The following is a 22,979-nucleotide window of genomic DNA, read 5'->3' on the forward strand; positions in this document are numbered from 1 at the left end:
CTTGTCTGTGTTCTTGTTGTCGGCCAACACCACCCGGATCACGAGACCGCCGCCTCGCCGGTGAGGTGGAAGGTGTTGGTGTCGCGGCGTGCGCGGACCACGCCGCCGACGGTGGCGAACCGCTCTTTGAGGCCCTGCAGGCCACTGCCGGGGTTCGGGTCCGTCGCGCCCGCGCCGTCGTTGGTCAGTTCGACGCGGACTCGGCCGTTGTCGACCTCGACGGTCAGTTGGCACTCGGCGGCGGCGCTGTGGCGGAGGATGTTCGTCGTTCCCTCTCGCACCAGTACCCCGAACAACGGCTGCAGCGGTGGTGGGACCTCGGTGGCGCTCCCGCGTACCGTCGCGTTGATGCCCGCCGCGCGCAGGATGTCGACGGCGTTGTTGATCTCGGTGGACAGGCTGGACCGCCGGTACCCGTGCACCACCGCCCGGGTCTCCCGCAGCGCGGTCCTGGCCAACTCGCTGACCTCCGTGGCCTGCGTCCGCGCGGCTTCGTCGTCGTGCCCGACCAGCCGGGCGGCCAACTCGCCCTTCAACGCGATCGCCTGCAGGTGGTGGCCCTGGATGTCGTGCAACTCCGCCGCGAACCGCAGCCGCTCTTCGGCCACCGCCAACTCCGCCGCCACCTGCCGCGCCTCGTCGAGTTGCCGCACCAGCGACCACAGCCACACCTGCAGGAAGTTGCTCAACGCCGCGATCGGCGTCATCGTCGCCGCGAACACGACCCACACCGGCCAGTCGACGGCGGCGTCCGCGAACAACACTCCCGACGCCGCGACCGGCACACCCCCACCGAGCGCCACCGCCCACCGCCACCACCCGCGCAGCATCGGCACCACCGCCGCCTCCACGAGGCTCGCGGGCAACACCCACCCAATCGACAACGGCGACGTCGCCACCGCCACCCACCACACCCCCACGGCGACGGCGACCGCCACCGGTATCTCCCACCGGGCGAGAGTGGACCGCAGCAACCCCGGCATGCAGGCGGCCGTGATCCGCACGTACTCCACCAGCACCCCCACCGCCGCGACCCCCAGCGCAGTACAGACGCCGGGCTGCCGCTGACTCCCGACCAGGTCGAGCAGCAACACCAACCCGATCAAGGCGGTGGTGAACAACAGGGTGCCCACCGTGTACCGCCGCACCCGGTCCAACGCTCCAGTCACAGGGGGAATGTAGGCGACCGGGGTTGTCCGTGGTCGCCCCCAGCCCAGGACTCCTGACATTTGTCACACGGCCCCGCACTGAGCAGCCCCCGATTCCAGCCCAGCGGCGACCACCGACAAAACAGGCTCCCCAGACGCGCCCGGGGGATAACAGTATGCGAGCCGTGACTGGGAGGCGGTGACCGACCGAACCGACCGTTCACCGCCTCCCAGCCGAGCCTCACCTCTTGTTATCTCCCACCCCCTTCCACGCCGGCATTCCTGTCGGTGGTCGCTACTAGGTTGGAATTGGGGGCTGCTCAGAACGGGAACGGGTGAGTGCCGGTATCGCACTACGCAGGCCGCCCCGCAGTACCTGCGGTCGCCGTTCCTACTACGGACGCGGTGAACGGCCAGCCCGACCGTTCACCGCCGCTGAGCTGGACCTCGCCTCTTGTTATCTCTCAGCGCTCTCCGTGCGAGTGTTTCTGTCGGTGGTCGCCGCTAAGCTGGAATCGGGGGCTGCTCAGAACGGGTTGAGCGTCAGTACCTTTCACCATCGCACCAAGTAGGCCGCCTTGCGGACTTGTGGTTTGCCGTTCCTACTGCGGTCCCAGCAGTTCCACGGCGTGGTGAACGGCTGGCCCGACCGTTCACCGCTGTCCAGCAGAGCCTCACCTTTTGTTATCCCCCACCCCCTTCCACGCCGGCGTTTCTGTCGGTGGTCGCTACTAGGTTGGAATTGGGGGCTGCTCGGAACGGCCAAGCGCCTGACATTTGTCACCGTCGTACTGTGTGGTCGGCCTGCGGACTTGTGATCGCTGTTCCTACCGTGCCGCAACCCGCGCGGCCACCCTGGACCCATGAGGGAACCAGTCATCGCGGTGAGTGGGCTTCGGTGCCGTTATGGGGCGTTCGAGGCTGTGCGGGGGATTGATTTCGAGGTGGGGCCGGGGGAGTTGTTCGCGCTGCTCGGGACGAACGGGGCGGGTAAGACGACCACGTTGGAGGTGGTTGAGGGGCATCGGCCGCCCAGTGCGGGGGCGGTGCGGGTGTTCGGGCTGCGGCCGGACACCGAGCGCGCGCGGATTCGGCTGCGGACCGGGGTTCTGTTGCAGGACAACGATTCCGGCGGTGAGCTGACCGTTCGGGAGACCGTCGAGCTGTGGCGGTCGCTCACCTCCCGAGAGTCCACTGTGGACGAAGCATTGGCGACCGCGGGGCTGGCGCACAAGGCCGACGTGCGGGTGGCCAAGCTGTCCGGCGGCGAGCGGCGGCGGCTGGACCTGGCGGTGGCGACGCTGGGGCGGCCGGAACTGCTGTTCCTCGACGAGCCCACCGCCGGGCTGGACCCGGAGTCGCGGCGCGCGACCTGGCGGTACCTGCGTGACCTGGTGGCGCGCGGTACGACGGTCCTGCTCACCACCCACTACCTGGAGGAGGTGGAGCACCTCGCGCACCGGCTGGCGATCCTGCACGAGGGGCGGGTCGCGGTCGAGGGCACGCTGGTCGACGTGCTGGAGCGGGCGGCGTCGAGGATCGCGTTCACCCGGCCGGTGGACCTGCGGGTCGGTGACCTCCCGGTGATCACCGGTACGGTCGAGCCGGACGCGTTCGCCGCCGGGCGGGTGGAGATCCGGACCAGGGCGCTGCAGGACGACCTGCGCACGGTCCTGGCCTGGGCGGCGGCCCGCGACCTGCAGTTGGCCCGGTTGAAGGCGGGCCACGCGTCGCTCGCCGAGGTGTTCCACACGGTGAGCGGGGTGGCGGCGTGAACCCGGTGGCCGCGCTCGCCAAGGCGGAGATCCTGCAGTTGGCGCGCAACAAGACGGCCGCGGGGATGGCGTTGGTCCTGCCGCTCGCGCTCGGCGTGATGTTCCTGTTCAGCGTCACCGAGCGGGACGCGGCGATCGCGTTGCAGTTGGCCGCAGCGCAGGGCCTCACGGTCTACGTCAGCGTGACGACGGCGTTCGTGGCGCGCAGGCAGGACCTGTCGCTGAAGCGGTTGCGGTCGGGGGAGTTGTCGGACCTGGCGATCGTGGCGGGGGTGCTGGCGCCGTTCGCCGTGCTGGGCGTCGCGCAGTGCGCGGTCCTGACGGCGGTGGCGATCGCGGCGGGGGCGTCTGTCCACCCGGGACTGCTGGTCGCGATTATCGGCGGGGTGGCGGTGAACGCGGCGGCCGGGGTGTGGACCGCCGCGTTCACCGCCACCGCCGAGTCCGCGCAAATCACGACGGCACCGTTCTTCATGGCCGGACTCGGTGGCGTCATCTGGGCGCAGGCGGACGAGACCAACCTCCTGCCAGTCGCCCTACCCGGCGGCGCCGTGGCCGACCTGGTCCGCGGCGCCAACACCTGGCAGGCCGTCGGGTCCCTGGTGGTCTGGACCGCGTTCGGCTGGTTGGCCGGGCTGCGGAACCTGCGGTGGGATCGGCGGGACTAGCGACTCGACCCGGAATGTTGACCTGGTCTCGCCCTGCCCGCGATGTCCCGGGCCGCGTTGCCGAAATGACCAAGTACGCCCAGTACGAGGCCGTTGCGGTGCCGTGTCGGGAACGCCGTGGACAGGCCGATACGCGACCAACATTCCGGTCGAACCGCTGGTCTCGTCGGGCCCCTGGTGGTCTGGACCGCGCTCGCCTCGCTGGCGGGGCTGCGGAACCTGCGGTGGGATCGGCGGGACTAGCCCAACTGCGGGACCCGCTCGCCGTAGCGCTCCAGCAGGCTCGCGTTCGCCGTGTCGCCACCCTCCACATTGGAGCTGCGCCACAGTGGCAGTTCCACGCCGGCGGCGGTGGCCTTGTCGAAAACCCTGGCCAGCACCTGGTTCCACAGGTACGCGTTGCTCAAAGTGGACAGTGAGGCGGTCACCGGGGAGTCGGCGGGGTAGCTGACGTCGCCGGGGCCGGTCAGGGTGTCCAGGATGATGGTGGCGTTCACCGACAGCTTCGTGCCCGCCCGCGCCGGGGTGTCGGCCGAGGCCGCCGGGGAGGTCACCGCCACCACCGGGCATCCGGCCGCCAGCGCCGTGACCGCCATCTCCACCGGGTAGTGGTTGATGCCGGAGTTGGAGAAGATGAACAGGACGTCGTGCCCGCCGCGCTGGACCAGGCCGAACACGGACCGGGCCAGGCCGGGTCGCCGCTCCGCCGCCGTCGCCCGCCGGGCGCCGCCGAAGACCTGCAGTTCCTCGGTGAACAGCGGCCGCACGCAGGCCAGGCCGCCCGCCCGGAAGAAGGTCTCGGCCACGGCCGCCAGCGAGTGCCCCGCGCCCGCGGTCAGCACCAGCCCGTCCGCCCGGACGCTGGCGAGCACTAAGTCGGACACGTCGTCCAGCGCGTCCGCGTTGTGCTCGCCCACCCGCGCCAGGTGGGTCAGGACCTGGTCGCCGTAGACGTCTGCAGGCATGGGTGCCTCCTCGATGAGTCAGGTGAGTTCTTCGGGACGGTCCGCGTCGGCGCCGTCGGCCACGTCCGCGCAGGGGACGTCGACCGCCGGGTGCCGGGCCAGGTAGGGCCGCGCGCCGGTGTCGCCGACGGCCAGTTCGGCGACCCCCGCCCAGTGCGCGCGTCCGATCAAGACCGGGTGGCCGGGTGCCCCGTCGTAGGAGGCTCTGGCCAGGGCGTCCGGGGCCGCGAGGGCGGCGAGCCGCGCGACGGCCGCTGCTGTCACCCCGGGGGTGTCGACGGGCAGCACGACCGCGGCGACGGCGTCGGTCTCGGCCAGCGCGCTCAGCCCCAGCCGCAGCGACGACCCCATCCCGCTGGTCCAGACCTCGTTGACGACCACCACGGCGTCCAGCGGCGGTACCCGCTCGGCGCCCGCGCCCAGCACCACGACCCGGGGCCGACAATCGGCCAGCGCGCGCACCGCGTGCTCGACCAGCAGCCCGCCCCGGTAGGGCGCCAGCGCCTTGGGCATGCCGAACCGCCTGCCCCCGCCCGCGGCGAGCAGCAGGCCCGCCACCGCAGAGACGACCGCCATGGCGGAAGCCTAGAGGGACCTACCGCAAATGATCGAGTAGCAGGCCCGTCATCAGGTCGGGAGCTTCCTCCGGCACCCAGTGCGTGACCTCGTCGACCGCCTCGAAACGGTATAGACCATTCACCCACTTGGCGCAGCCGAGGGCGGCCGTCGACCCGACCGCCTGGTCCTCGCCGCCCCAGACGAACATCGTCGGGGTGGTCACCGGGTCGGGCGCCGCGGTCCACCGGTCGGCCCGGAACCAGTTCAACGCGGCGGTCAACGCGCCGGGCTCGCTGAGCCGGGCGACGTACTCGTCCACCGCCGACTGGGGGATGCGCCACTCGAAGAACCGCCGCAACGCCTCCGCGCCGTCGGCCAGCAGCCGCCGTTCCGCCGTGCGCTCCTTGAGCAGCGGCAGGTGCTGCGAGCGCGCCCGCTGGTCTTCGTCCTCGCGTTGCGCGGCCGCCAGCGCCGACGGGTGCGGGTTGGCCACGGCGGTCAGCGTGCGCAGCCGCTCGGGGTGCTCGGCGGCGACGTGCCAGGCCACCGTTGCGCCCAGGTCGTGCCCGACCAGGTCGAACTCGGTCCAGCCCAGTGTGTCGGCGACCGCGAGCACGTCGCCGACCAGGTCCGCCATCCGGTAGTCCGACACGTCCGCGGGCCGGAACGACGGCGAGTAGCCGCGCTGGTCGAACGCCACCGCGCGCAGACCGGCGTGCCCGAGCACGTCGACCTGGTGCTCCCAGGCGACCGCGGCCTGCGGGAAGCCGTGCAGGAACAGCACCGGCTGCCCGTCGTCCGGCCCGGCCTCGATGGCGTCGAAGGTGCCCGCTGCGGTGGTGATCTGCCGGTGGTCGCTCACGCCGGGCAGGCTACCGACCACCACCGACGGTGACCGGCACGGCCGCGTCCACCAAGCCGATTGGCCCGAATGCGCGAAGATTGGGCTGTGACAGCAGCGCCGCGACCCGCGCGGGAACCCCGTCCCCGGATCACCGTCCACGGCCGGGACCGCGACGTGCGCGGTGTCGCGCTCGTCCTGCACGGTGGCCGCGAGGTCAGCGAAGCCAGGGTGGGCGCCTTCCAGCTCGCCTACCTGCGGATGGTGCCGTTCGCCAAGGACATCGCGCGCCGGGGCGCCGACCACGGGATCACCGCCTGGCTGCTGCGCAACCGCTTCCGCGGCTGGAACGAGCCCCGGCAGGACCCGGTCGACGACGCCCGCTGGGCGCTCGACGAGGTCCGCCGGGTGCACGGCGACGTCCCGGTCGTGCTGGTCGGCCACTCCATGGGCGGCCGGGTGGCGCTGCGCGTCGCCGACGACCCGTCCGTTGTCGCCGTTTGCGCGCTGGCCCCGTGGACGCCGCGCGACGAGCCGGTCGAGCAGCTCGCCGACCGGGAGGTGCTGATCGCGCACGGCGCGCTGGACCGGATGACCGACCCGCGGCTGTCCTTCGACTTCGCCCGCCGCGCCAAGATCGTCACCGACCGGGTCGCCCGGTTCGACGTGCGCGGCGAGCGGCACGCCATGCTGCGCCGCGCCGACCAGTGGACCCGGCTGGTGACCGGCTTCGTGCTCGGTGCGCTGGCCACCCAACCGGGGGACCCCCGGATTACGAACGCCATGCGACAGCCCCCGCCGGAGGGGCTGCGGGTGCCGCTCTAGCGGCGGTCGGGAGGAGTGGAAGTGGTCGGTGGCGACAGACGACGGGTGGCGGTCATCGGCAGTGGGGTCGCCGGCCTCACCGCCGCCCACCTGCTCCAACGCCGCTTCGAGGTGACCCTGTTCGAGGCCGATGACCGGCTCGGCGGGCACGCCCACACGCACGAGGTGACCACACCGGACGGCGGCGTCACGCACGTCGACAGCGGGTTCATCGTGCACAACACGCGCACCTACCCGAACCTGCTGCGGATGTTCGGTGAGCTGGGCGTCACCACCCGTGACACCGAGATGTCGATGAGCGTGCGGTGCGACGGCTGCGGCCTGGAGTACGCGGGCGCCCGCGGCCCGCTCGGTGTGTTCGCCCAGCCGCGCAACCTGGTCAACCCCCGGTTCCTGCGGATGCTGGCCGAGGTCAAGCGGTTCCACCTGCACGCCCGCCGGGTGCTGCGCGGCGACCCGGGGGACACGACCCTGGCCGGGTTCGTCGTGGTGGGTGGCTACTCCAGGTACTTCGTCGACCACTTCCTGATCCCGTTGGTGTCGTCGGTGTGGTCGGCCGGGCCGGAGCTGAGCATGCGGTACCCGGCGCGGTACCTGTTCGAGTTCCTGGACAACCACGGGCTGCTCTCGATCAGCGGGTCGCCGCGGTGGCGCACCGTCGTCGGCGGGTCGCGGACCTATGTGGACCTGGTGGCCAAGCGGTTGTCGAGCGTGTTGACCTCCGCCCCGGTCGCCTCGGTACGCAGGCACGTCGACCACGTCGAGATCCGCGACGGCGGCGACCGTGCGCACCGGTTCGACCACGCCGTGATCGCGACCCACCCCGATCAGGCCCTGCGGATGCTCGCCGAACCGACCGCGGCGGAGCAAGAGGTGCTGGGCGCGTTCGAGTACTCGGTCAACGACACCCTCCTGCACACCGACCCGTCTGTCCTACCGCGTTCAGACAGGGCTACCGCGTGCTGGAACTACCTCAAGCCCACGTGTGACTCCGAGGGCGGCCCGGTGTGGGTCAACTACAACATGAACCGGCTCATGGGCCTGGTCGAGCCGGAGGACTACGTCGTCACCCTCAACGCCGGTGACCTCGTCGACGAGCGTGCCGTGCTGAGCCGCATGACCTACGAACACCCCATCTACACCAACGAATCCGTCGCCGCACAACGAAAACTGCCCCAACTCAACGACGGCACCCTCGCCTTCGCCGGTGCTTACCACGGCTGGGGCTTCCACGAGGACGGCTGCCTGTCCGGCGTGCGGGCGGCCGAGTCGCTCGGGGCGGGCTGGGAGTGACCGCCCCGGCGCTCTACGACGCCATGGTCCGGCACGTCCGTTTCGAGCGGATCGACCAGGACTTCGCGCACCGCACGTACCTGTGGCTGGTCGACCTGGACCACCTGCCGGAGCTGCCTCGGTGGCTGCGGCCGTTCGCCCGGTTCGAGGCCCGCGACCACCTGGGCGACCCGGGCGAGTCCATCAAGGACAACCTGGTCGGTTGGCTGGCGCGGCAAGGCGTCACCGTCACCGGCCGGGTTCTCATGCTCACCAACGCGCGCGTGCTCGGGTACGTGTTCAACCCGCTCACCGTCTACTGGGTGCACACCGCCGACGGGGACCTCGACTGCGTCGTCGCCGAGGTCCACAACACCTATGGGGAACGCCACTGCTACCTGCTGCGCACCGACCAAGCCGGACGGGCCACCACGCCGAAGGAATTCTATGTCTCACCCTTCCTGGAGATGGGCGGCCACTACGAGATGCGGTTGCCCCAGCCCGGTGAGCGGTTGTCGCTGACGGTCACGTTGCGGCAGAACGGGTCCGTCCCGTTCACCGCCACCACGACCGGCGACCGGCGCCCGGCGACCACCGCGGGGATCGCCCGCATGGTGCTGCGCCGCCCGTTGACGCCCCACCGGGTCACCGCGCTGATCCGCGCGCACGGCATCGCGCTGTGGCTGCGCCGGATCCCGGTGGTCCGCCGCCCCCAGCACGCCCGGCAAGAAGGAGTCCAGTGACCGACCTGAGCACCCGGCCCGCCCCGGCCGCCGACTGGGGCGACCTGGTCGTGCCGCCGCACGACCCCACCCGCGCCCGCATCGCGCGGGCCCTGTTCCACCACGCCGTGCGCCGCCTGCCGGTCCGGGTCGTCTTCCCCGGCGGCAGGCGGATCGGCGCGGGCGGACCCGACTCGCCCGTCATGCGGGTGCACCGGCCCGACGCGTTCTTCCACCGCCTCGGCGTGGACGCGAAGATCGGCTTCGGCGAGGCGTACATGGTCGGCGACTGGACCTCGACCCGGCTGCCCGAACTGCTCGCCGCCTTCGCCGCCCGGATGGCCGCGCTGGTCCCCGCCCCGCTGCAGGTGTTCCGCCGCCTGGTCGACCGCCGCCAGCCCACCGGCGAGGAGAACACCCTCACCGGCTCGCGCAACAACATCCACCGGCACTACGACCTGTCCAACGAGCTGTTCGAGCTGTTCCTCGACGAGACCATGACCTACTCGTCGGCCTGGTTCGAACCCGGCTCCACCGACCTCGTCGCGGGCCAGCACCGCAAGCTCGACGGCGTGCTCGACTACGCCGGGGTCACCGCGGGCACGCGCCTGCTGGAGATCGGGACCGGCTGGGGCTCGCTGGCCATCCGGGCCGCTCAGCGCGGCGCGCGGGTCACCTCGCTGACGATCTCCGCCGAGCAGAAGGACCTCGCCGAACGGCGGGTGGCCGACGCGGGGCTGTCCGACCGGGTCGAGGTGCTGCTGCGCGACTACCGCGAGGCCCGCGGCGAGTACGACGCCGTGGTCAGCGTGGAGATGATCGAGGCAGTGGGGGAGCGGTACTGGCCGACGTACTTCCGGGCCGTGGACCGGTTGTTGCGGCCCGGCGGCCGGTTCGGGCTGCAGTCCATCACGATCGCCGACGACCGGCTGCGCGCCACCCGCGGCGGCTACACCTGGATCCACAAGTACGTCTTCCCCGGCGGCATCATCCCGTCGCCCGAGGGCATCGACCGCGCGCTCGCGGGCACCACCCTGCGCGTCCGGGGGTTCCGCGACTTCGGCCTGGACTACGCGGAGACCCTGCGGCAGTGGCGGGAGACGTTCCTGGCCCGCTGGCCGCGGATCGCCGAGCTCGGCTTCGACGAGACGTTCCGCCGGATGTGGGAGTTCTACCTGGCGTACTGCCAGGCCGGGTTCGGCACCGGCTACCTCGGCGTGCGACAACTGGCGATCGGTCGTTAGTCACTGGGCAACCCCGCGCCGCTGTCCCGCGTCTTCTCAGGAGAAGTGGGAGAATCCGGGTAAATGGGCCGGTGGAGGGGTAGTCGGGATGAGCTATGGGCAGCAGCCGGGGCCGCGGTACAACCCGACCCAGCGGATGGGAACGGCGCCGGGTCAGCGACACCCGGATCCGCGGGGCCGGGGCCCGTGGGACCCGCCGCCGTCACGGGCCGGGGTCGGTACTCCGGGGACGCCCCTGCCGCGGCGCAAGCGGCGGATCGGTCGGATCGTGCTGATCGTGCTCGCGGTGCTGGTCGTGTTGGTCGCGGGCGTGCTCATCTACGTGGAGTCCGCGATGAACCGGGTCGCCGCGCTGTCCGATTACGACGGTCGGCCCGCCGCGGGCGCGGGCACCAACTGGCTCATCGTCGGCTCGGACAGCCGCGCCGACCTGTCCGCCGAGGACGAGCAGCGGCTGGGCACCGGCGACGCCAAGGGGCAGCGCACCGACACGATCATGCTGATGCACCTGCCGGACAACGGGACCAAGCCCACGCTCGTGTCGCTGCTCCGCGACTCCTATGTGGACATCCCGGGCAAGGGGCAGAACAAGCTCAACGCCGCTTACGCCTTCGGTGGGGCGCCGCTGCTGGCCAAGACCGTGGAACTGCGCACGGGTCTGCGCGTCGACCACTACATGGAGATCGGGTTCGGCGGCTTCGCCAACGTGGTCGACGCGGTCGGTGGGGTGCAGATGTGCCTGGCCAACCCGATCGACGACCCGCTCGCGGGCATCAACCTCCCGGCGGGCTGCCAGGAACTCGACGGGGCCAACGCGCTCGGCTACGTCCGCACCCGCAAGGGGCCGCGCGCCGACCTGGACCGGGTGATCCGGCAGCGCCAGTTCATCTCCGCGCTGACCGACAAGGCGACCAGCTTCGGCACCGTCATCAACCCGTTCCGGATGGTGCCACTGATCGCCGGCGCGCCGGACGCGATCACCGTCGACGAGGGTGACCACCTGTGGAACCTGCCGAGCCTGGCGTTCGCGATGGGCGCGGGCGACGGCCTGACCACGACGACGGTCCCGTTCAGCGGCACCAAGACGGTCAAGGGCATCGGTTCGGTCGTGGTGTGGGACAAGGCGAAGACCGACAAGCTGTTCACCGCCCTGCGCACCGACGCCGAGGTCCCGGCGGATGTGATCGTCGCCCCGCCGAAATAGCCGGGTTTGGTCCGTTCGGGTGTGCGCGGGTGGGACTTGCCGGACCTGTTCTGGCAACGAAACACTGGCCTACCCTCCTCGTCGGCTCCCGAGACCCGGGCGCCGACGAGGAGGAACAGTGACGTCCCTGCTTACCCGCGGTGTGGTCGCCGCCGCGTTGGTCGTGTCGGCGGCGGTTGTGGTGCCCGGAATGGCCTCGGCCGCGCCCGCGACGCACCCGCCCAAGGTCACCCACGGCCCGTGCCAGTACACCGCCACCCCGGACGACCCCGCCGCTCGCCCGGTGTCGCTGCCCCCGGACCCCCGGCACACCCCCGACCGCGGCACCGTGCGCGTCGACGTGCCCACCTCGCAGGGCCGTATCGGACTGACGCTCGACCGCGCCAAGGCGCCGTGCACCGTGCAGAGCTTCCTGCACCTGACCGAGCACCACTTCTACGACCTCACCACCTGCCACCGCCTCACCGCGTACCCGACCCTGAAGGTCCTGCAGTGCGGCGACCCCAAGGGCACCGGCGAGGGCGGCCCCGGCTACAAGTACAAGGACGAACTGCCCACCGACCTGCCCAACTGGCCCGGTGACACCACCGGCACCCGCAAGGTCTACGCCCGCGGCCTGCTCGCCATGGCCAACGCGGGTCCCGCCACCAACGGCAGCCAGTTCTTCCTCGTCTACGGCGACTCCCGCCTGCTGGCGAACTACACGGTGTTCGGCTCGGTCGACACCACCGGCCTCGCCACCCTGGACAAGGTCGCCGCGGGCGGCATCCAGCCCACCACCGACGACCCGGCCCCGGTCGACGGCACCCCGGTGAAGACCACGACGATCCTGCACCCGCGCGTGCGCTGCTGACGGAGTTGACCGGACGTGACCTGACCGGATCGCGCTGGAGGGGCGAGATCCGGTCGGGTCACGCCGTTTCGGCGAGGCGGGCGCGCAGGACTTCCAGGGCGCGGTCGGCGTGGACGGCGAAGCGGAGTTCGCTCTTGATGGTGGTCAGGACCGTGCGGTCCGTGTCGATCACGAAGGTCATCCGCTTGGTCAGCAGCGGGCCGAAGCGCCTGCGGACGCCGAACCTGGTGGCGATGTCGCCGTCCGGGTCGGACAGCAGGGGGTAGTCGAAGGAGTTGGTGGTGGCGAACTGGGCCTGCCGTTCGACGCTGTCCGGGCTGATGCCGAGGCGGTGGGCGCCGACCTCGGCGAACTCGGTGGCGAGGTCGCGGAAGTGGCAGGACTCGGCGGTGCAGCCGCCGGTCATCGCGGCCGGGTAGAAGAACAGGACGACGGGGCCGGTCTTCAGGAACTCGCCGAGCGAGCGTGGGGTGCCGGTTTCGTCCGACAGCGTGAATTCCGGGGCGGTGTCGCCGGTCTTCATCCGGTGGGTCCTCTCGATGGGTGGTCTGCGGTCAGGGTAGGCGCACGAACTCCGCGCGGGTTCGGGGGAACCCGGCCGTCCCGGCCGCGGTGGGGCGCACGGCCAGGATCTGGTGCACGCCGACCCGGTTCTCCGCGAACGCCAACGCGGAACCGGCCATGTATAGGCGCCAGACGCGGGCGGTGGTCTCGCCCGCGATCTCGACCAGTTTGTCCCACCGTGACTCGATGGTCCTTCCCCACGCCCGGCACGTCCACACGTAGTGCTCGCGCAGGGCTTCCACATCGCGGACTTCCAGACCCGCCTGCTCGATCAGGTCGACGGTCTGCCCGACCGGGCGCATGTTCATGTCCGGGGCGATGTAGGTCTCGATGAACGCGCCACCCCCTTGGGCGACCGCGCCGCGCGACATCTGCTGCAGCAGCAGCCGCGACTGGGGTTTGAGCATGCGGTGCAGGGTGGCCGCGTACTCGGGGTAGTTCTCGGCGCCGACGTGTTCCCCCATTTCCAGGCTGGCGACGGCGTCGAACGGGTCTTCGTCGAGTTCCCGGTAGTCCTGCAGCCGCACGTCCACCCGGTCGGCCACGCCCTCGGCGATCGCGCGGGCGCGGACGAAGTCGCGCTGTTCCCTCGACAGGGTGATGCCGGTGATCCGCACCCCGTGCTGCTTCGCCGCGTGGATCACCAGCGCGCCCCACCCGCAGCCGACGTCGAGCACCCGCATCCCCGGGCGCAGCCCCAGTTTCACGCAGACCAGTTCCAGCTTGTCGCGTTGCGCGTCCTCGACGGTGTAGTCCGGTCGGTCCGGTTCGGCCCAGTACCCGCAGGAGTACGCCATGTTCGGCTCCAACACCTGCTCGTAGAAGGCGTTGGACATGTCGTAGTGGTGCGAGATGGCGTCCCGGTCGCGCTGTTTGGTGTGTTTGCGGCCCGACAGTCGCGCTTCCTCGGTAGGCCGCGCGGGCCTGGGGCCCAGCAACCCGAGGCGGATGCCCGCGCCGACCAAGGCAACTTTGTCCCGGTTGGACACTCGGCCGATCGTGCCTGCCCGGGTAAGAGCCCAGAAGGCGGCAAGAGCCTCGCCGAGGTCTCCGTCCACGTCCAACTCGCCGGTGACATAGGCGCGAGCCAGGCCCAGCTCATTCGGGTCCCACAGCAGGCGCCGCAGCGCCCGGCGGTCCCGCACCACGGCCACCGGACCGCCGGACGGTCCCGCCTCGCTGCCGTCCCAGGCCCGCACCCGGACCGGCAGCGGCCCACCCAGGACCCGTTCGACCAGGTCGACCAGCATCGGCGCCACCGGCGTGGTGCGCAGCACACCCAACATCAAGCTCCATCCACGGGGAAGTCCAACGATCACCTGGTATTCGCCGCCCGACCCGCCCCCGGATGGGTCCGGTCCGTGGCACCATCGCCGGGTGGACACCGTGATCACCGGACCGGGGAGCAGGCTGGCCAGGGTCGTCACCGAGGTGTGTTCCCCCGCGGTCGTCGTGCTGCTGCTGCCACTGGCCGTGGCCTGGGCGGCGACCGGGCACCGGGTCGGCCCGACCGTGCTGTGGGGCATGGAGGTCGCGCTGTTCTCCAGCGTCCTGCCGATGGTGTTCATCGTCCGCGGTGCGCGGGCGGGCCGGTGGGAGACCCACCACGTGCGGGCCAGGGAACACCGGTTCGTGCCGCTGATGGTCGGCCTGGCCTCCACCGCGGTCGGCATCGCGATCCTCGTGCTGGCTCGGGCGCCCCGCGACGTGCTCGCCCTGTCCGCCGCGATGTTCGCGACACTCGCCGTGTGCGTCGTCGTCACCCGGGGGTGGAAGGTGTCGCTGCACGCCGCCGTCGCCGGGGGAGCGGTGGCCATGATCACCCTGCTCTACGGGCCGTGGTCGCTGCCGCTGGTGCTGGTCGTGGCCCTGGTCGGCTGGTCGCGGGTGGTGCTCGGCGACCACACCGTCGCCCAGGTCGTGGTCGGCGCGCTGCTGGGACCGGTCGTCGGCGGAGTGGTGTTCCTGCTGCTGCGGTGAGACTCCCGGTGACGGGTGTCCCCGGAAAGTGGGGTGTCGGGCGAGAATCCTTCAGGTTCGCCCGGTGTGGTCGATGGGATACCCGTGGGGGTCTCGGCTGCTCCGGGAGGCGAGTTGGTGGACGAGTCCGCGCGGTTGGCCGCACTGCACGAGTACGGGCTGCTCGACGCGCCCGCCGACGAGGAGTTGGCGGCGGTGGTCCGGGTCGCGGCCGTGCTCGCGGACGTCCCCACGGCCACCCTGAACCTGTTCGACGCGAACCGGCAGTGCCAGCTCACCACCGTCGGCTTCGACGGCGGCGACTCCCCGCGGGTCGAGGCGATGTGCGACGTGGTGATCAGCACCGGGCAGGCCGTCAACCTCGAGGACGCCCGGCGGGACACCAGGTTCGCGACCAACCCCTGGGTCACCGGGGTCCGCGCCGACGTCCGCTTCTACGCCTCCGTCCCGCTGATCACCCCCGATGGCCACGTGCTCGGCACCCTGTGCGCCTTCGACGACCGGCCCAAGGTGCTCTCCGAGGAGCGGTTGGCCAGGCTGGAAGACCTGTCCAAGGTGGTCCTCGCGCTGTTCGAGCGGCGCAGGCAGGCCAGGGTCACCGCCGAGCTCGCCGTGGCGGCCGAGGTGGCGCGGGCGCTCGCCGAGGACTACGCCGGTGAGTTGGAGGCCCGCCAAGAGCTCACCGAGGCGGTGCACGAGTCCATCGACGTCGCCATCGTCGCCTGCGACGAGAACGGCAAGCTCACCGTGTTCAACCGCGCGGCCCGCGAGTGGCACGGCCTCGACGCCGACGCGGGCCTGGACGCCGCCGAGTGGGCGGGCCGCTACAGCCTGTGCGCCCCAGACGGGGTGACGCCGCTGGCCCCGGCCGACATCCCGCTGTTCCAGGCGCTGCGGCACGGCCCGGTGCGCGACGTGGAGATCGTCATCTCCCCGGTCGGCCGGGCGCCGGTGCGGGTCGTGTGCGCCGGTCGCGCCCTCCGCCGCGCCGACGGGGCCCCGCTGGGCGCCGTGATCACCATGGCCGACGTGACGCTGGAACGCGCCCAGCGGCAGGAACTGGCCGACCGCGAGCGGCTGCTCAGCACCGTCCTCGACACGGCGCAGGACGCGTTCGTGGTCACCGACCCCGGCGGTCGCATCACCACCTGGAACCCGGCCGCCATCGGCATGTTCGGCTGGACCGCCGACGAGGCCGTCGGCCGCCCGCTGGAGGAGTTGGTCTTCCCGGTCCGCCGCGGCGACGGGCTGCTGGCCCGCGCCGCCAACGGCCGCACCCGCATCGTCCGCACCCCGGCCCGCCGCCGCGACGGCACCACCCTCCTGGTGGAGCTCAGCCTGGCCCCGTTCACCTGGCAGGGTGAACAGCGCTGCCACGCGTTCCTGCGCGACGTCACCGAACGCGAGGCCGCCCGCGAACGCCTCGCCATGGCCAACAGCGAACTGGCCGCCGCCAACGACGAGCTGGACCGCTTCACCGCGATGGTCGCCCACGACCTCAAGAGCCCGCTCACCGCGATCTCCGCCTACGCCGAGGTCTTCGCCGACATGGACGCCCGCACCCCCGGCGAGATGACGGCGCTGGCCGCCATCACCCGGTCCGCGGGTCGGATGACCGCGATGATCGACGACCTGCTCGCGCACGCCCGCGCCTGCCACGAGCCGCTCAAGCTCCAGTCGGTCAACCTGGACACCGTGGTCGACGACCTCGCCGCCGAACTCCGCGCCAGCGGCCGCCCCGGCCGCGTCACCCACGACCACCTGCCCGCCGTCCCCGCCCACCCGACCCTGCTCCGCCAGGTCATGGCCAACGTGCTGGGCAACGCGGTCAAGTACGTCGCCCCCGGCGTCGACCCCCGGGTGCACGTCACCGCCGAGTCCGCCGGGGGCTGGGTCACCGTCCGCACCACCGACAACGGCATCGGCATCGGCGACGAGGCCCGCGACAAGGTGTTCGCCCTGTTCCACCGCGAGCACGCGGCCGACTACCAGGGCACCGGCATCGGCCTGAGCACCTGCCGCCGCGTCGTCGAACGCCACGGCGGCCGCATCTGGATCGAGCCCGCCCCGGCGGGTGGCACGACGGTGTGCTTCACCATCCCGGCGCAGAGCCACACCGCGCCGCCGCCCCGGGCAGGCGGCTCCGGCTTCGAACCCGTTCACCGACAAGGCTGACACCCCGTCACGCGCGAGGTCACCCCGCCGATACGGTTCGTGACCAGGTTTTGCGTGGAGGTGGACCCCCGTGTCCCAGGAACTCGGCCGGATCGCGGACGTCGTGCTCCCCGTCCAGCAGGTCGACGAGCCGTGGGCGGCCGACCACCCTGTGGAGTCCACTTTGGACATCTGGGGTCCCCGGCCGCTGCTGCGCCGGGAGTTGGACTTCCTCGACGCCCTCGACCCGCTGATCACCACCCCCCGCGCGGCCAAGCGGCTGATCAACGCCTATAGGGCGGTCCGTGCGACCCGCGACCCGGGCCCGAGCTTCCTCGGTGACGACAGCGGCGACGGATGTGGTGACGGCGAGCACCAGGCCGTGACGGTCCTGCTCGGCGTGGTGCTCGCGGCCCCGGACCTGGCGTCCGCCGTGCTCAGCGCGCCGGTCCGCGACGGCGCGGGCGGGCTGATGAGCCGCGCGGCCGCCACGACCTGGGCGGAGTTCGCCGCCGACCTGCGCCCGGACGGCGCCTGGTCGGCGATCGCCGGGCGGATCGGCGACCACCAGGCGCCTAGGTGGCGGTGGCTGCACGACGGGTTGACCGAGGTCACCGCCCTGGTGACGCTGCCCGACTTGACCGCGTTCCACGCCTGGGCGCCGCGGGTCCGCCGGTTCACCTACCTGCGGGTCTAGTAGTCGATCCGGCTCGTGGTGGTGGTCCACGTGTCGAACGGGGTGGACTCGGTGCCGGTGCGGTGGTGGGTGACCCGCAGCGGCCATGTGTCGCGGGGGCGGGCGAGGACGTCGTAGAACTCGCGGTCGTCGAAGCCCGCCTTGGCGGCGTCGTCCCGGTCGGCGGCGTAGAGGACGTGGTCGAGGCGGGCCCAGAGCGCCGCCGACAGGCACAGCGGGCAGGGCTCGCAGGAGGAGACCAGGACGCAGCCGGTGAGCCGGAAGTCACCGAGGGCCTGGCAGGCGGTGCGGATGGCGACGACCTCGGCGTGCGCGGTCGGGTCGAGGTCGGGGACGACCCGGTTGACGCCGCGGGCGACGACCTCGTCGCCGCGCACCACGAGCGCCCCGAACGGGCCGCCGCCCGCGGTGACGTTGTGCGTGGCCAGGGCGATGGCCTCGTCGAGCCAGCGGTTCACCGCAGCACCCGGCTGCGGCCGCGGAACTCGGCCACCACCTCGTCGCCCCGGGTGACGGTCACGTCGTAGATGCCGCTGCGGCCGTAGACGGTGCGTTCGGTGGCGGTGGCGACCAGGTCGTCGTCCAAGTGGACCGCGGCGACGAAGGTGATGTCGGCCCCGGCGGCCACCGTCACCGGTCCGTGGCTGTTGCAGGCGCAGGCGAACGCGGTGTCGGCGAGCAGGAACACGTAGCCGCCGTGGCCGATGCCGTGGCCGTTGACCATCGTCGCCGTCACCCGCATGGCGACCGACGCGGTGCCGGGGCCCGCGGCGAGCAGGCGGATGCCCAGGTTGGTGGACGCCAGGTCGTCGGTGAGCATCCTGGTGACGGACTCGGGGATCACGGCAGCCATGGTAGGACGGGTTGCGTTCGACACACGGTGGTTGCCCTTCCGAAAGTAGGAAGTCAAACTATTTCGGTACGCCCACCCCTCGGGAGGTCCGATGTCCGCCGAGCTGTACCGACCGACCAACCCGGTGCGGTTCGTCACCGCGGCCAGCCTGTTCGACGGGCACGACGCGGCGATCAACATCATGCGCCGGATCCTGCAGTCGCAGGGCGCCGAGGTGGTGCACCTCGGGCACAACCGCTCGGTCCGCGAGGTCGTCACCGCCGCCATCCAGGAGGACGTGCAGGGCGTGGCGATCTCGGCCTACCAGGGCGGGCACGTCGAGTACTTCAGCTACCTGGTCGAACTGCTTGCCGAGCACGGCGCGGGCCACGTCAAGGTGTACGGCGGCGGTGGCGGGGTGATCGTCCCGGCCGAGATCAGGCTGCTGCACGAGCGCGGGGTGGCGCGGATCTTCTCGCCGGAGGACGGGCAGCGGCTCGGCCTGGCCCGGATGATCAACACGATGATCGAGGCCTGCGACTTCGTCCCGGCCGCGCTCGCCCCGGCGCACCGCGAGGCGCTGCTCGCCGGTGACCACGCCGCGCTGGCCAGGGCCATCAGCCAGATCGAGGCGGGCACCCTCCCCGAGGACGTGCGCGCCGCGCTCAGCACCGACAAGCGGGTCCCCGTGCTGGGCATCACCGGCACCGGCGGCTCCGGCAAGTCGTCGCTGACCGACGAACTGGTCCGCAGGCTGCGGCTCGACCAGCAGGACAAGCTGCGGGTCGCGGTCATCGCCGTCGACCCGACCCGGCGCCGCGGCGGTGGCGCGCTGCTCGGCGACCGCATCCGGATGAACACCCTCGACGGCGACCGGGTGTTCTTCCGCTCGCTGGCCACCCGCGGCGCGGGCTCGGAGGTCCCCGGCGGCCTGTCCGACGCGATCGCCGCCGCCAAGGCCGCGGGCAACGACCTGGTCATCGTGGAGACCCCGGGCATCGGCCAGGGCGACGCCGCGATCGTGCCGTACGTGGACGTCTCGCTGTACGTGATGACGCCGGAGTTCGGCGCCGCCTCGCAGCTCGAGAAGATCGACATGCTCGACTTCGCCGATGTGGTGGCGATCAACAAGTTCGAGCGGCGCGGCGCCGAGGACGCCCGCCGGGACGTGGCCCGCCAGTTGGTGCGCAACCGGGAGGCGTTCGGCAAGTCCTGGGAGGACATGCCGGTGTTCGGCACCAGCGCCGCCACCTTCAACGACGACGGCGTCACCGCGCTCTACCAGGAGCTGCGCACCCTGCTGGCGGACAAGGGCGTCCAGTTCGGCGAGGGCGTGCTGCCCCGGGTCACCGGCCGGGTGTCCACCGCCGCGTCCACCATCGTGCCCGCGCAGCGCGCCCGGTACCTCTCCGAGATCGCCGAGACCGTCCGCGCCTACCACCGCGACACCGAGCAGCAGGTCGAGGCGGTGCGCGAGTCGTCAGCCCTCGGCATGGCCCGCCGCGCGCTGGAGAAGGCGGGCTCGCCCACCGAGGACGTCGACAGGCTGCTCGCCGAGGCCGAGCGCCGGGTCGAGCGGGACACCGAGGACCTGCTCGCGGGCTGGCCGTCCACTGTGGAGCAATACCGGGCCGAGGAGCTGGTGGTCAAGGTCCGGGACAAGGAGCTGCACACCCAGTTGTGGCGGGAGACGCTGTCCGGCAACAAGGTCCCGCGGGTCGCGCTGCCCCGGCACGACGAGCCGACGGCGCTGCTGCGGTTCCTGCGCACGGAGAACCTGCCCGGTTCATTCCCGTTCACCGCGGGCGTGTTCCCGTTCAAGCGGGAGGGTGAGGACCCGGCCCGCATGTTCGCGGGCGAGGGCGACGCGTTCCGCACCAACCGCCGGTTCAAGCTGCTCTCCGACGGCAACGCGGCCACCCGGCTGTCCACCGCGTTCGACTCGGTGACCCTCTACGGCCGCGACCCGGACACCCCGCCGGACGTCTACGGCAAGATCGGCACCTCCGGCGTGTCCATCGCCTCGCTGGACGACATGAAGGCCCTCTACGACGGTTTCGACCTGACCTCGCCGACCACCTCGGTGTCGATGACGATCAACGGCCCGGCGCCGACGATCCTGGCGTACTTCCTGAACACCGCGATCGACCAGCGGGTCGACAAGTTCGTCGCGGACAACGGCCGCCAACCGGACGAGCAGGAGCACGCGGAGCTCACCGCGTGGGCGCTGGCGAACGTGCGCGGCACCGTGCAGGCCGACATCCTCAAGGAGGACCAGGGCCAGAACACCTGCCTGTTCTCCACCGAGTTCTCGTTGCGGATGATGGCCGACATCCAGGAGTGGTTCATCGAGAAGAAGGTCCGCAACTTCTACTCGGTGTCCATTTCCGGCTACCACATCGCCGAGGCCGGGGCGAACCCGATCAGCCAGTTGGCGTTCACGCTGGCCAACGGCTTCACCTACGTCGAGTCGTACCTGGCCCGCGGCATGGCCATCGACGACTTCGCACCCAACCTGTCGTTCTTCTTCTCCAACGGCATGGACGCCGAGTACTCGGTGATCGGCCGGGTCGCCCGCCGCATCTGGGCGGTCGCGATGAAGGAGCGCTACGGCGCGTCGGAACGGTCGCAGAAGCTCAAGTACCACGTGCAGACCTCCGGGCGGTCGCTGCACGCGCAGGAGATGAACTTCAACGACATCCGCACCACCCTGCAGGCCCTGTGCGCGCTCTACGACAACGCGAACTCCCTGCACACCAACGCCTACGACGAGGCCATCACCACCCCCACCGAGTCGTCGGTGCGCCGCGCGATGGCCATCCAGTTGATCATCAACAAGGAGTGGGGCCTGTCGATGAACGAGAACCCGCTGCAGGGTTCCTTCGTCATCGACGAGCTGACCGACCTGGTCGAGGCGGCGGTGCTCGCCGAGTTCGACCGCATCTCCGACCGCGGCGGCGTGCTCGGCGCCATGGAGACCGGCTACCAGCGCGGCCGCATCCAGGACGAGTCGATGCTCTACGAGGCCCGCAAGCACGACGGCACCCTCCCCCTGGTCGGCGTGAACACGTTCCTGCCGCCCAAGGGCCACGAGGACGAGGTCGTGGAGATCGAACTCGCCCGCGCCACCGAGGACGAGAAGCGCTCCCAGGTCGACCGCACCCGCGACTACCAGCGCCGCCACCAGGTCGAGGCGCAGGCCGCGCTGGCCAGGCTGCGCGAGGTCGCCGCCACCGACGGCAACGTGTTCGCGGTGTTGGTCGACGCCGCCCGGGTCTGCACCCTCGGCCAGATCACCGAAGCCTTCTTCGAGGTCGGCGGCCAGTACCGGCGCAATGTCTGACACGCCGGGTGCGCTTTCCCCTGGGCGTGGCAGAGTCAGTCTCGTCAGTCGTGGTCTGAACGGAACGGGGTCATGCGGGTGAGTGAGATCAACCGGGTCGGAGTGGTCGGTTCGGGCCTGATGGGCTCCGGCATCGCCGAGGTGTGCGCCCGAGCGGGCCTGGACGTGGTGGTCGCCGAGGTCAACTCCGCCGCCCTCGACGCGGGCCGCTCCCGCATCGAGGCGTCCCTCGCCCGGGGCGTCCGCAACGGCAAACTCACCGACGACGCCCGCGACGCAGCCCTGTCCCGCCTCCGCTTCACCACCGACCTCGGCGACTTCGCCGACCGCCACCTCACCGTCGAAGCGGTCGCGGAGAACGAACAGGTCAAAACCGAGGTCTTCCGCACCCTGGACAAGGTCGTCGAAGACCAGAACGCCATCTTCGCGTCCAACACGTCGTCCATCCCGATCATGAAGCTGGGCATGGCCACCACCCGCCCCCAGTCCGTCATCGGCGTCCACTTCTTCAACCCGGTCCCGGTCCTCAAACTGGTCGAGCTGGTCCCCTCCCTGCTCACCGCCGACGAAACCCGCGACCGCGCGAAGAGTTTCGTGGAGGGCCAGTTGGCCAAACAGGTCATCCTCTCCCAAGACCGCGCCGGTTTCGTCGTCAACGCCCTCCTCATCCCGTACCTGTTGTCAGCCATCCGCATGATGGAATCCGGCTTCGCCTCCGCCGAAGACATCGACAACGGCATGGTCCTCGGCTGCGCCCACCCCATGGGCCCCCTCCGCCTCACCGACCTCATCGGCCTCGACACCACCAAAGCCATCGCCGACTCCCTCTACGCCGAATTCAAAGAACAGCTCTACTCCGCCCCACCCCTCCTCCTCCGCATGGTCGACGCAGGCCTCCTCGGCAAAAAGAGCGGCCGAGGCTTCCACCAGTACTAACACCGAACGGCACCACCACCAAACGGCACCACCACCCCACCCCAGCACCGCGCGCCTCGAAACCCGCCGCCACCAACCGCCCGCTGGGCTGAAGCACCACAACACGCTTGCCCCGCGCGCCTCGAAACCACCGCCCCCGAATCGACGAAGCGCCACTCTAGCCCCCGCGCGCCTCGAAACCCGCCCCTTATCGACGAAGCGCCACTCCTGCCCCGCGCGCCTCGAAACCCGCCCCTTATCGACAAAGGCCGCCACCCCACCCCACGCGCCTCGGAAGCCGCCGATCCCAACCGCCCGTTGTGGTGAAGTTGTTTTGTTTGGGGGGAGCGGTGGCCTAAGCCGGCAGGCGGGTAAGGCCACGCTTTCCAGTGGCCCCGCCTTTTAGCCTTACCCAGGCT

Annotated in this window: 21 protein-coding genes; 13 read left to right on the plus strand and 8 right to left on the minus strand. The window is 71.2% G+C overall.

Annotated features, from left to right (window positions below):
* Positions 1 to 38: 38 nt before the first annotated feature.
* Positions 39 to 1,169, minus strand: coding sequence for a sensor histidine kinase (locus H504_RS0124485; protein ID WP_051386218.1), 1,131 nt, complete (start codon positions 1,167 to 1,169; stop codon positions 39 to 41).
* Between the two features lie 842 nt (positions 1,170 to 2,011).
* Here H504_RS0124485 and H504_RS0124490 point away from each other — a divergent pair.
* Together H504_RS0124490 and H504_RS36785 are read left to right on the plus strand one after the other, a co-directional pair.
* A complete protein-coding gene (locus H504_RS0124490; RefSeq protein WP_026424934.1) occupies positions 2,012 to 2,923 on the plus strand; it encodes an ABC transporter ATP-binding protein in 912 nt (303 codons plus the stop codon).
* A complete protein-coding gene (locus H504_RS36785; protein ID WP_051386219.1) occupies positions 2,920 to 3,591 on the plus strand; it encodes an ABC transporter permease in 672 nt (223 codons plus the stop codon). Before H504_RS0124490 ends, H504_RS36785 begins: the two co-directional genes overlap by 4 nt.
* Positions 3,592 to 3,830: 239 nt before the next feature.
* Here H504_RS36785 and H504_RS0124500 read toward each other — a convergent pair whose 3' ends face one another.
* From H504_RS0124500 to H504_RS0124510, 3 genes are read right to left on the minus strand one after another with little or no spacing between them, the layout of a single operon-like run.
* Positions 3,831 to 4,556, minus strand: coding sequence for a sugar isomerase domain-containing protein (locus H504_RS0124500; RefSeq protein ID WP_026424935.1), 726 nt, complete (start codon positions 4,554 to 4,556; stop codon positions 3,831 to 3,833).
* An 18-nt stretch (positions 4,557 to 4,574) separates the two neighbouring features.
* The gene (locus H504_RS0124505; protein WP_035305882.1) at positions 4,575 to 5,132 is read right to left on the minus strand and encodes a nucleotidyltransferase family protein; all 558 of its coding nucleotides are present in this window, start codon (positions 5,130 to 5,132) and stop codon (positions 4,575 to 4,577) included.
* Between the two features lie 19 nt (positions 5,133 to 5,151).
* Positions 5,152 to 5,976, minus strand: a complete 825-nt coding sequence (locus H504_RS0124510; RefSeq protein ID WP_026424937.1) for an alpha/beta fold hydrolase — start codon at positions 5,974 to 5,976, stop codon at positions 5,152 to 5,154.
* Between the two features lie 87 nt (positions 5,977 to 6,063).
* Between H504_RS0124510 and H504_RS0124515 the strand changes: the two genes are divergently transcribed.
* The 6 genes from H504_RS0124515 (at position 6,064) to H504_RS0124540 (ending at position 12,075) form a co-directional block, all read left to right on the plus strand.
* Positions 6,064 to 6,780, plus strand: coding sequence for an alpha/beta hydrolase (locus H504_RS0124515; RefSeq protein WP_425394076.1), 717 nt, complete (start codon positions 6,064 to 6,066; stop codon positions 6,778 to 6,780).
* A 15-nt stretch (positions 6,781 to 6,795) separates the two neighbouring features.
* Positions 6,796 to 8,073: an NAD(P)/FAD-dependent oxidoreductase gene (locus H504_RS0124520; RefSeq protein ID WP_026424939.1), complete on the plus strand. Its 1,278-nt coding sequence runs from the start codon at positions 6,796 to 6,798 to the stop codon at positions 8,071 to 8,073.
* Positions 8,070 to 8,795, plus strand: coding sequence for a DUF1365 domain-containing protein (locus H504_RS0124525; protein ID WP_026424940.1), 726 nt, complete (start codon positions 8,070 to 8,072; stop codon positions 8,793 to 8,795). Before H504_RS0124520 ends, H504_RS0124525 begins: the two co-directional genes overlap by 4 nt.
* Positions 8,792 to 10,018: a class I SAM-dependent methyltransferase gene (locus tag H504_RS0124530; RefSeq protein ID WP_051386220.1), complete on the plus strand. Its 1,227-nt coding sequence runs from the start codon at positions 8,792 to 8,794 to the stop codon at positions 10,016 to 10,018. The genes H504_RS0124525 and H504_RS0124530 overlap by 4 nt, the downstream gene beginning before the upstream one ends.
* Before the next feature lie 268 nt (positions 10,019 to 10,286).
* On the plus strand, positions 10,287 to 11,222 hold the full coding sequence (locus H504_RS0124535; RefSeq protein ID WP_245614444.1) for an LCP family protein: 936 nt from the start codon (positions 10,287 to 10,289) through the stop codon (positions 11,220 to 11,222).
* Between the two features lie 190 nt (positions 11,223 to 11,412).
* Positions 11,413 to 12,075: a peptidylprolyl isomerase gene (locus tag H504_RS0124540; RefSeq protein ID WP_051386224.1), complete on the plus strand. Its 663-nt coding sequence runs from the start codon at positions 11,413 to 11,415 to the stop codon at positions 12,073 to 12,075.
* A gap of 58 nt (positions 12,076 to 12,133) precedes the next feature.
* On the opposite strand, the gene H504_RS0124545 is transcribed toward H504_RS0124540, so the two are convergent.
* Both H504_RS0124545 and H504_RS0124550 read right to left on the minus strand, forming a co-directional pair.
* Positions 12,134 to 12,598, minus strand: coding sequence for a peroxiredoxin (locus H504_RS0124545; protein ID WP_026424944.1), 465 nt, complete (start codon positions 12,596 to 12,598; stop codon positions 12,134 to 12,136).
* 31 nt (positions 12,599 to 12,629) lie between these two features.
* Positions 12,630 to 13,925 carry an SAM-dependent methyltransferase gene (locus H504_RS0124550; protein ID WP_157440610.1) on the minus strand — a complete coding sequence of 432 codons (1,296 nt, stop codon included), beginning with the start codon at positions 13,923 to 13,925 and terminating at the stop codon, positions 12,630 to 12,632.
* A 91-nt stretch (positions 13,926 to 14,016) separates the two neighbouring features.
* Between H504_RS0124550 and H504_RS0124555 the strand changes: the two genes are divergently transcribed.
* From H504_RS0124555 to H504_RS0124565, 3 genes are all read left to right on the plus strand, one after another.
* Entirely contained in the window at positions 14,017 to 14,619 is a 603-nt protein-coding gene (locus H504_RS0124555) for a phosphatase PAP2 family protein (RefSeq protein ID WP_026424946.1), read from the plus strand.
* Between the two features lie 117 nt (positions 14,620 to 14,736).
* The gene (locus H504_RS39025) at positions 14,737 to 16,794 is read left to right on the plus strand and encodes a GAF domain-containing sensor histidine kinase (RefSeq protein WP_051386221.1); all 2,058 of its coding nucleotides are present in this window, start codon (positions 14,737 to 14,739) and stop codon (positions 16,792 to 16,794) included.
* A gap of 70 nt (positions 16,795 to 16,864) precedes the next feature.
* Complete coding sequence (locus H504_RS0124565; RefSeq protein WP_026424947.1) at positions 16,865 to 17,470, plus strand: hypothetical protein; 606 nt, start codon at positions 16,865 to 16,867, stop codon at positions 17,468 to 17,470.
* Here the strand turns inward: H504_RS0124565 and H504_RS0124570 are convergent.
* Both H504_RS0124570 and paaI read right to left on the minus strand, forming a co-directional pair.
* Positions 17,467 to 17,928, minus strand: a complete 462-nt coding sequence (locus H504_RS0124570; RefSeq protein WP_026424948.1) for a nucleoside deaminase — start codon at positions 17,926 to 17,928, stop codon at positions 17,467 to 17,469. The genes H504_RS0124565 and H504_RS0124570 overlap by 4 nt on opposite strands.
* Positions 17,925 to 18,290: a hydroxyphenylacetyl-CoA thioesterase PaaI gene (paaI, locus tag H504_RS0124575; RefSeq protein WP_211239397.1), complete on the minus strand. Its 366-nt coding sequence runs from the start codon at positions 18,288 to 18,290 to the stop codon at positions 17,925 to 17,927. The genes H504_RS0124570 and paaI overlap by 4 nt, the downstream gene beginning before the upstream one ends.
* A 124-nt stretch (positions 18,291 to 18,414) precedes the next feature.
* Between paaI and icmF the strand changes: the two genes are divergently transcribed.
* Entirely contained in the window at positions 18,415 to 21,645 is a 3,231-nt protein-coding gene (icmF, locus tag H504_RS0124580) for a fused isobutyryl-CoA mutase/GTPase IcmF (RefSeq protein ID WP_026424950.1), read from the plus strand.
* 78 nt (positions 21,646 to 21,723) lie between these two features.
* Positions 21,724 to 22,581, plus strand: a complete 858-nt coding sequence (locus tag H504_RS0124585) for a 3-hydroxybutyryl-CoA dehydrogenase (RefSeq protein ID WP_026424951.1) — start codon at positions 21,724 to 21,726, stop codon at positions 22,579 to 22,581.
* Positions 22,582 to 22,979: the final 398 nt, after the last annotated feature.

The sequence above is a fragment of the Actinokineospora inagensis DSM 44258 genome (genome assembly GCF_000482865.1).
In the GTDB taxonomy this organism is placed as follows: domain Bacteria; phylum Actinomycetota; class Actinomycetes; order Mycobacteriales; family Pseudonocardiaceae; genus Actinokineospora; species Actinokineospora inagensis.